At 73.8% G+C, this 7,135-nt stretch carries 8 protein-coding genes; 7 read left to right on the forward strand and 1 reads right to left on the reverse strand.

Translation table 11 applies throughout. The annotated features are described in order from the left end of the window. The 5 genes from QSG27_RS26555 to cobJ all read left to right on the forward strand — a co-directional run. Window positions 1-1,337: cobaltochelatase subunit CobN (locus QSG27_RS26555; protein WP_306711516.1), on the forward strand; the 1,337-nt coding region annotated here is incomplete at its 5' end. Beyond that, complete coding sequence (cobG, locus tag QSG27_RS26560; protein WP_306711518.1) at window positions 1,334-2,704, forward strand: precorrin-3B synthase; 1,371 nt, start codon at window positions 1,334-1,336, stop codon at window positions 2,702-2,704. The genes QSG27_RS26555 and cobG, both read left to right, overlap by 4 nt. Next, window positions 2,694-3,335: a precorrin-8X methylmutase gene (locus QSG27_RS26565; RefSeq protein WP_306711520.1), complete on the forward strand. Its 642-nt coding sequence runs from the start codon at window positions 2,694-2,696 to the stop codon at window positions 3,333-3,335. Before cobG ends, QSG27_RS26565 begins: the two co-directional genes overlap by 11 nt. After that, window positions 3,332-4,075: a precorrin-2 C(20)-methyltransferase gene (locus QSG27_RS26570; RefSeq protein WP_306711521.1), complete on the forward strand. Its 744-nt coding sequence runs from the start codon at window positions 3,332-3,334 to the stop codon at window positions 4,073-4,075. The genes QSG27_RS26565 and QSG27_RS26570 overlap by 4 nt, the downstream gene beginning before the upstream one ends. Then, complete coding sequence (gene cobJ / locus QSG27_RS26575) at window positions 4,072-4,836, forward strand: precorrin-3B C(17)-methyltransferase (RefSeq protein ID WP_306711523.1); 765 nt, start codon at window positions 4,072-4,074, stop codon at window positions 4,834-4,836. The genes QSG27_RS26570 and cobJ overlap by 4 nt, the downstream gene beginning before the upstream one ends. 14 nt (window positions 4,837-4,850) lie before the next feature. Here the strand turns inward: cobJ and QSG27_RS26580 are convergent, their stop codons facing one another. Next, window positions 4,851-5,585 (reverse strand): cobalt-precorrin-6A reductase, encoded by a 735-nt coding sequence (locus tag QSG27_RS26580; RefSeq protein WP_306711525.1) that lies wholly within the window; start codon window positions 5,583-5,585, stop codon window positions 4,851-4,853. Window positions 5,586-5,608: 23 nt separating this feature from the next. On the opposite strand from QSG27_RS26580, the gene cbiE reads away from it, so the two are divergent. Further along, a complete protein-coding gene (gene cbiE, locus QSG27_RS26585) occupies window positions 5,609-6,847 on the forward strand; it encodes a precorrin-6y C5,15-methyltransferase (decarboxylating) subunit CbiE (protein WP_306711527.1) in 1,239 nt (412 codons plus the stop codon). Beyond that, window positions 6,844-7,135: cobalamin biosynthesis protein (locus QSG27_RS26590; RefSeq protein ID WP_306711529.1), on the forward strand; the 292-nt coding region annotated here is incomplete at its 3' end. The genes cbiE and QSG27_RS26590, both read left to right, overlap by 4 nt.

The following is a 7,135-nucleotide window of genomic DNA, read 5'->3' on the forward strand; positions in this document are numbered from 1 at the left end:
CGGCGGCGGACCTCGCCCCGCCGCTCTACGCCTGTGGCGAGGCGGAGATGGCCGCCCTGCTGGCCGGGCTGGACGGGCGCTTCGTCAAGCCCGGCCCCGGCGGCTCCCCCGCCCGCGGACGGGCCGACACGCTGCCCACCGGGCGGAACCTCTACGCGCTCGACCCGCGCGGCGTGCCGACGCCGACCGCCTGGACGCTGGGCTGGCAGGCGGCGGACGCGCTGATCACCCGGTATTTGCAGGACCACGGCGACTGGCCGAAGCGGCTGGTGGTGGATTGCTGGGGCACCCCCGCCATGCGCACCGGCGGCGACGAGCTGGCCCAGGCCATGGCCCTGCTGGGCGTGCGCCCGCTGTGGGAGAACGGGTCCGGACGGGTGACCGGCTTCGAGGTGATGCCGGCCTCGGTCCTGGGGCGCCCGCGGGTGGACGTGACTCTGCGCATTTCCGGCCTGTTCCGCGACGTGTTCCCGCAGCAGATCGCCCTGTTCGACCAGGCCGTCCGCGCCGTGATGGCGGAGGACGAGCCCGACGACGTGAATCCCATCGCCACCGCGTTCCGCACCGACCGCGCCGAGTTGCGGGCCGGCGGGACCCCGGCGGCGGAGGCGGAGCGCTGGGCGAGCGCGCGGGTTTTCGGGGCCGCCCCCGGCGCCTACGGCACGGCGCTGCCCGGCATGATCGCCCGCGGCGACTGGGCAGCGCGGGCCGACTTCGGCGCCGCCTATCTGGAGGGAAGCTGCCACGCCTACGGCAAGGGGCTGGAGGGCGTGGCCCTGCCCGCCCTGTTCCGCCGCCGCATCGGCGGGGCCGACGCGCTGGTCCACCACCAGGACCAGCGGGAGCACGATGTGCTCTCCACCGACGGCTTCATGCAGTATGAGGGTGGCTTCTCCGCCGCCGCCGCGCTCACCAACAACGATCCGGCCAACGAGCCGGCGCTCTACCACCTCGACAGCTCGGAGCCGGAGAGCCTGAGCGTCCGCACGCTGGGGGAGGAGATCGCCCGCGTGCTGCGCGGACGGGCCGCCAACCCGCGCTGGATCGAGGGCATGATGCGCCACGGCTACCGCGGCGCCGGGGAACTGGCGGCCAGCGTGGACACGCTGTTCGCCTTCGCCGCGACCACGGCGGCGGTGCGGCCCCATCATTTCGACCAGCTCTACGACGCCTATGTGGACGACCCGCGGGTGTGGGACTTCCTGGCGCAGTCCAATCCCGCCGCCGCCCGGCATATTCTGCACCGGCTGACCGAGGCGCTGGACCGCGGCCTCTGGCACCCACGCCGCAATTCGACGGGCGACGATCTGCGCCGCCGCAAGGAGATGTCTGCATGAGCGCGATCACCCAAACCCGCAATCCGCCCCGCCGGCGCGGCATGTGCCCCGGCGTTCTCGCTCCCATGGAGGTCGGCGACGGGCTGCTGGTCCGCGTGCGCGTCCCGGCGGGGGTGCTTCCCGCCGCCGCGGCGAGGCGGATCGCGGAACTTGGGCGGCGCTACGGCAACGGTCTGGTGGACCTCAGCCACCGCGGCAACCTGCAACTGCGCGGCGTGGGCGCGGCGGACATGGAGGCGCTGATCGCGGAGCTTCGCGCGCTCGGCTACGTCTCGGATGATGTGGAGAGCGAGGCGGTGCGCAACGTGCTGACCTCCCCCACGGCGGGGCTGGACGGGACGGCGGTCCTGGACGTGCGCCCCTACGCCCTGGCGCTCGACGCGCGGCTGGCGGCGGACCGGGCGTTGCACCGGCTGCCGCCGAAGTTCGGCTGGCTGGTGGACGGCGGCGGGCAGGCCACCCTGTTCGACAGCAGCACCGACGTGCGCTTCGACGCGGTGGACGGGCCGCTGTTCCGCGTCGGGCTGGGGGGAACTTTTGAAGGGGCCGTGGTGCTGGGCCACTGCCGCCCCGACGATCTGGTGGAGCTTGCGGCGGCGCTGGCGGGGACCTTTCTGGAGTTGCGGCAGACGCTGGCGGAGCCGCCGCGGCGCATGGCCGGGCTGGTCAGGGCGCTGGGGGTGGAGGTGTTGCGGGAGCGGGTGGGGACGTGGTTGCTCAATTGCCCCCACCCTTCCCATGCTGCGCATGGGCCCCTTCCCTCCGCGCAAGCCTCATCCCCTCCCCTGCGCAGCGGGGGAGGGTCAGGGAGGGGGCAAACGCCGCCGACCCGACTCGTCCTCGGCCACCAACCCTCCTGGCTGGGCGTCGCCTTCCCCTTCGGCCGCCTCGACTGCGACCGGCTGGAGGCGCTGGCCGCCCTCACCCATGAAATCCGCATCACCCCCTGGCGCGCCCTGCTTCTCGCCGCCCCCCAGGACGGCGCCGCGGAGAAAGCGGCGGCCCTCGGCGGCATCCTCGACCACCACGACCTCCGCCTGAAGATCACCGCGTGCAGCGGGGTCACCGGCTGCGACGTGGGCACCACCGACACCCACGCGGACGGCTTGTCCATCGCGGCGCGTGCGGCGGGCTTGCTGGAGACGGTGCGGATGGTGCATGTCTCCGGCTGCGCGAAGGGTTGCGCCCATCCCGGTGCGGCGGATGTCACGCTCACCGCGCGGGAGGGCGTCTACGACGTCGCGCTGAACGCCGCCCCCGGCGGCACGCCCTGGCGGTCCGGCCTGAGCCCGGACGCCGCCGTCACCGCCGTCGCCTCTTTGTCTGGGGCCGATCTGTCTGTCGAGGAGTTGTCCCGTGTCCGCTGAGCCGCTTTACGACTACATCCGCGATGGAGCGGCCATCTACCGCCAGTCCTTCGCCACCATCCGGGCGGAGGCCGACCTGTCGGCCATCCCCGACGACCTGAAGCCGGTGGCGGTGCGCGTCATCCACGCCTGCGGCATGGTGGACGCGGCGCAGGACCTGATGTTCTCCGCCGACGTGGGGACGGCGGCGCGCAAGGCGCTCCGCAGCGGCGCGGCGATCCTTTGCGACAGCGAGATGGTCGCCCACGGCATCACCCGGGCGCGCCTGCCGGCGGACAACCCCGTCGTCTGCACGCTGCGCGACCCGGCGGTGCCGGAGCTTGCCAGACAGGTCGAGAACACCCGCTCCGCCGCCGCGCTGGAGCTGTGGGTGCCCCGGCTGGCGGGCTCGGTCGTCGCCATCGGCAACGCGCCGACCGCCCTGTTCAAGCTGCTGGAGATGATCCGCGACGGCGCGCCGAAGCCGGCGGCGGTGCTGGGCTTCCCGGTGGGCTTCGTCGGTGCGGCGGAAAGCAAGGACGCGCTGGCCGAGGCGCCCTTCGGCCTGCCCTTCCTGGCGATCAAGGGCCGGCGCGGCGGCAGCGCCATGGCGGCGGCGGCGGTCAACGCCCTGGCGAGCGACGTGGAATGAGCACCGAATCCCAAATCCCCGCCGGCACCCTCTACGGCGTCAGCGTCGGCCCCGGCGATCCCGACCTGATGACCGTCCGCGCCATCCGCACCATCGGGGCCTGCCCGGTGGTCGCCTATTTCTGCAAGCGCGGCACCTCCGGTCAGGCCCGGCGCATCGCCGCCGGCTGCATCACGGCGGAGCACATCGAGCTGCCGATGGTCTACCCGGTGACGGTGGAGCTGCCGCCCAGCCACCCCGACTACGGCCGCCAGATCGAAGCCTTCTTCGACGAGTCCGCCGAGCGGCTGGCCGAACATCTCGCCGCCGGGCGCTCCATCGCCGCGCTGAACGAGGGCGACGCCTTCTTCTACGGCAGCTTCATGCACCTGTTCCTGCGGCTGGCCTCGCGCTTCCCGACGCAGGTGGTGCCGGGCGTGACCTCGATGATGTGCAGCGCCTCGCTGCTGCCGCGCCCGCTGACCCTGCGCGACGACGTGCTGTCGGTCATCCCCGGCACGCTGGGGGAGGAGGCGCTGGTGCAGGCGCTGCGCAACGCCGACGCCGCCGTCGTCATGAAGCTGGGCCAGAACCTGCCGAAGGTCCGCCGCGCCGTGGAGGCCGCCGGGTTGGCCGACCGCGCCTGGTACATCGAGCGGGCGAGCATGGAGAACCAGCGCGTGATGCCCTTCCGCGAGGCGCCGGAGACCGCCCCCTACTTCTCGCAGATCGTCATCCCCGGCGAAGGGCTGCGGCGATGACCGGCTGGTTGAAGGTCGTCGGGCTGGGACCGGGGACCGAGGATTGGCTGACGCCGGAAGCCCGGCGCGATCTGGCGGAGGCGACCGACCTCATCGGCTATTTCCCCTATGTGGACCGCGTGCCGCCGGGACCGCAGGTGCGCCACGCCTCCGACAACCGGGTGGAGCTGGACCGCGCCCGCCACGCCCTGCAACTGGCGGCGGAGGGCCGCCGGGTGGCGGTGGTGTCGGGCGGCGACCCCGGAATCTTCGCCATGGCCGCCGCGGTGTTCGAAGCGCTGGACGACCCGGCGGCACCCGCCGAGTGGCACCGCGTGCCGCTGTCCGTCGATCCCGGCATTTCCGCGATGCAGGCGGCGGCGGCGCGGGCCGGTGCCCCGCTGGGCCATGATTTCTGCGCCATCTCGCTGTCCGACAATCTGAAGCCGTGGGAAGTGGTGCTGAAGCGCCTGCGTCTGGCGGCGGAGGCGGATTTCGTGATCGCGCTCTACAACCCGATCAGCCGCGCCCGCCCCTGGCAGCTCGGCGCCGCCTTCGACGCGCTGCGCGACCTCCGGTCGGCGGACACGCCGGTGATCCTCGCCCAGGCGGTCGGGCGCCCCGACGAGGCGCTGACCGTCACGACTCTGGGGGCGGCGGACGCGGCGCAGGCCGACATGCGGACCTGCGTCATCATCGGCGCGTCGCACAGCCGGCTGGTGCCGCGCGAGGGCGCGCAGCCGTGGGTCTATACGCCGCGCAGCTATGGGGTAAGGGGGTGAGCGGGGGCCCGACTCTACAGCGTCTCCAACCACCCCAGCGCCGCCGCCGCGTCGTGCACCTCGGCCACGCCGTTGCCGGGCGGGCGCTCGACCATCACCACGGGGATGCCGCGGCGGCGGGCGGCCTCCAGCTTCGCCTCCGTCGCCGTGCCGCCGCTGTTCTTGCTGACGATCACATCCACCCGATGCTCCTCCAGGAGCGCACACTCCCCCTCCAGCGTGAAGGGGCCGCGGTCGAGGATCAGGCGGTAGTCCGGCAAGTTCGGCACCGGTTCCGGCGGATCGACGGCGCGGATCAGGTAACGCTTGCCCGGCACCGCCTCGAACGCCGCGACCTCCTGCCGCCCGATGGTCAGGAAGACGCTCCCGCCCAGCGGGCGCAGAGCCTCGGCGGCAGCCGCCATGTCCGGCACGCCGATCCAGCGGTCGCCCGCGCCCGGCACCCACGGCTTGCGGGTCAGGACCAGCAGCGGCACGCCCGTGCGGGCACAGGCCGCCACGGCGTTGGCGGAGATCTGGTCGGCGAAGGGGTGCGTGGCGTCCACCACCGCCCGGATGCCGTTCTCGGCGAGGTGTGCGGCCAGCCCGTCCACCCCGCCGAAGCCGCCGATGCGGGTCGGCAGGGGCGGCAGGACCGGCTGCTTCGTGCGCCCGGCCAGCGACACCGCCGCGTCGATGCGCGGGTGGCCGCCGAGCAGGCGGGCCAGCGCCGTGGCCTCGGTGGTGCCGCCCAGAATCAGCGCCTTCATGCTTGTCCTCCCTGGAGAGCGTCATGAGCAACACAGCCAATAGCACAGCGCAAGCGCGTTGGCTGAGCGTCGTTGGCATCGGCGAGGACGGGTGGGACGGTCTGTCGCCCGCCGCCCGCGCGCTGGTCGAAGGGGCGGAGCTTCTGGCCGGCGGCGCCCGCCATCTGGCGCTGGTGCCGGAGCGGAGCGGACAGGAGCGGCTGTCCTGGCCCTCCCCCCTGTCGGACGCCTATCCCGCCCTGCTGGCGCGGCGCGGCCAACGGGTCTGCGTGCTGGCGAGCGGCGACCCGTCCTGGTACGGCATCGGCGCCACGCTGACCGGACTGATCCCGGCGGACGAGATGCTGGCCGTTCCGGCCCCCTCCGCCTTCAGCCTCGCCGCCGCCCGCATGGGCTGGCCCTTGCAGGACTGCACCACCCTGACCGTGCATGGCCGTCCGCTGGAGCTGGTCATCCCGCATCTGCACCCCGGCGCGCGGCTGCTGATCCTGTCCTGGGACGGCACGACCCCGGCCAAGCTGGCGGCGCTGTTGCGCTCCCGCGGCTTCGGGCCGTCGCGCCTGACCGCACTGGAAGCCATGGGCGGCCCCCGCGAGCGCAACGCCGCAAACAGCGCTGAGGATTGGTCCGCGGAGCGCGTGGCCGACCTGAACACGCTGGCCGTGGAGTGCCGCGCCGCCCCCGGCACCCGCGCCCTGCCGCGCACGCCCGGCCTGCCCGACGACTGGTTCGAGCATGACGGCCAGATCACCAAGCGGGAAATCCGCGCCGTCACCCTGTCCTGGCTGGCCCCGCGCCGCGGCGAGCTGCTGTGGGACGTCGGGGCCGGGTCCGGCTCCATCGGCGTCGAATGGATGCTGAGCGACCCGGCGAACCGCGCCGTCGCCGTGGAGCACAAGGCCGACCGCGCCGCCCGCATTCCCGCCAACGCCGCCGCCTTCGGCGTGCCGGGGCTGGATCTGGTGCGCGGCAAGGCGCCGGAAGCCTTGGCCGGGCTGCCGGCGCCGGACGCGGTGTTCATCGGCGGCGGGCTGACCAACGATGGGGTGCTGGACGCCTGCTGGTCGGCGCTGAAGCCCGGCGGGCGGATCGTCGCCAACGCCGTGACGCTGGAAAGCGAGGCCATGCTGATCGCCACCCACAAGCGGCTGGGCGGGCAACTGTCGCAGATCGCCGTCAGCCGGGCCGCCCCCATCGGCGGCTTCACCGGCTGGCGCCCGCTGATGCCGGTCACGCTGTGGCTGGCGGAGAAGCCGCTGTGACGGCGCCCGCCATCATCGCGGCGGGCATCGGTTGCCGGGCGGGCTGCCCCGGCGCCGAGATCGCCGGGCTGGTCCGCGCCGCCTTCGACGAAGCCGCTCTGGACGAGGCCGCCCGCGGCGCCGTGCAACTCGCGGCACCGGTGCGCAAGCGGAACGAGGCAGGCGTGGCGGAGGCGGCGCGCCTGCTCGCCCTGCCCCTCCGATTTGTTGACGATTCAGCGTTGGCCGCGGCGCAGGACCGGGTGCGGACCCGCTCCGCCCGCCGCAGGGGGATCGCCACGAAGGCCG

Source organism: Azospirillum isscasi (assembly GCF_030849505.1).
Lineage (GTDB): Bacteria > Pseudomonadota > Alphaproteobacteria > Azospirillales > Azospirillaceae > Azospirillum > Azospirillum isscasi.

Excerpts from the sequence above, each read along its gene's own strand:
- cbiE (WP_306711527.1), top strand. The coding sequence starts at position 5,609 with ATGAGCAACACAGCCAATAGCACAGCGCAAGCGCGTTGGCTGAGCGTC.
- cobG (WP_306711518.1), top strand. The coding sequence starts at position 1,334 with ATGAGCGCGATCACCCAAACCCGCAATCCGCCCCGCCGGCGCGGCATG.
- QSG27_RS26580 (WP_306711525.1), bottom strand. The coding sequence starts at position 5,585 with ATGAAGGCGCTGATTCTGGGCGGCACCACCGAGGCCACGGCGCTGGCC.
- cobJ (WP_306711523.1), top strand. The coding sequence starts at position 4,072 with ATGACCGGCTGGTTGAAGGTCGTCGGGCTGGGACCGGGGACCGAGGAT.
- QSG27_RS26570 (WP_306711521.1), top strand. The coding sequence starts at position 3,332 with ATGAGCACCGAATCCCAAATCCCCGCCGGCACCCTCTACGGCGTCAGC.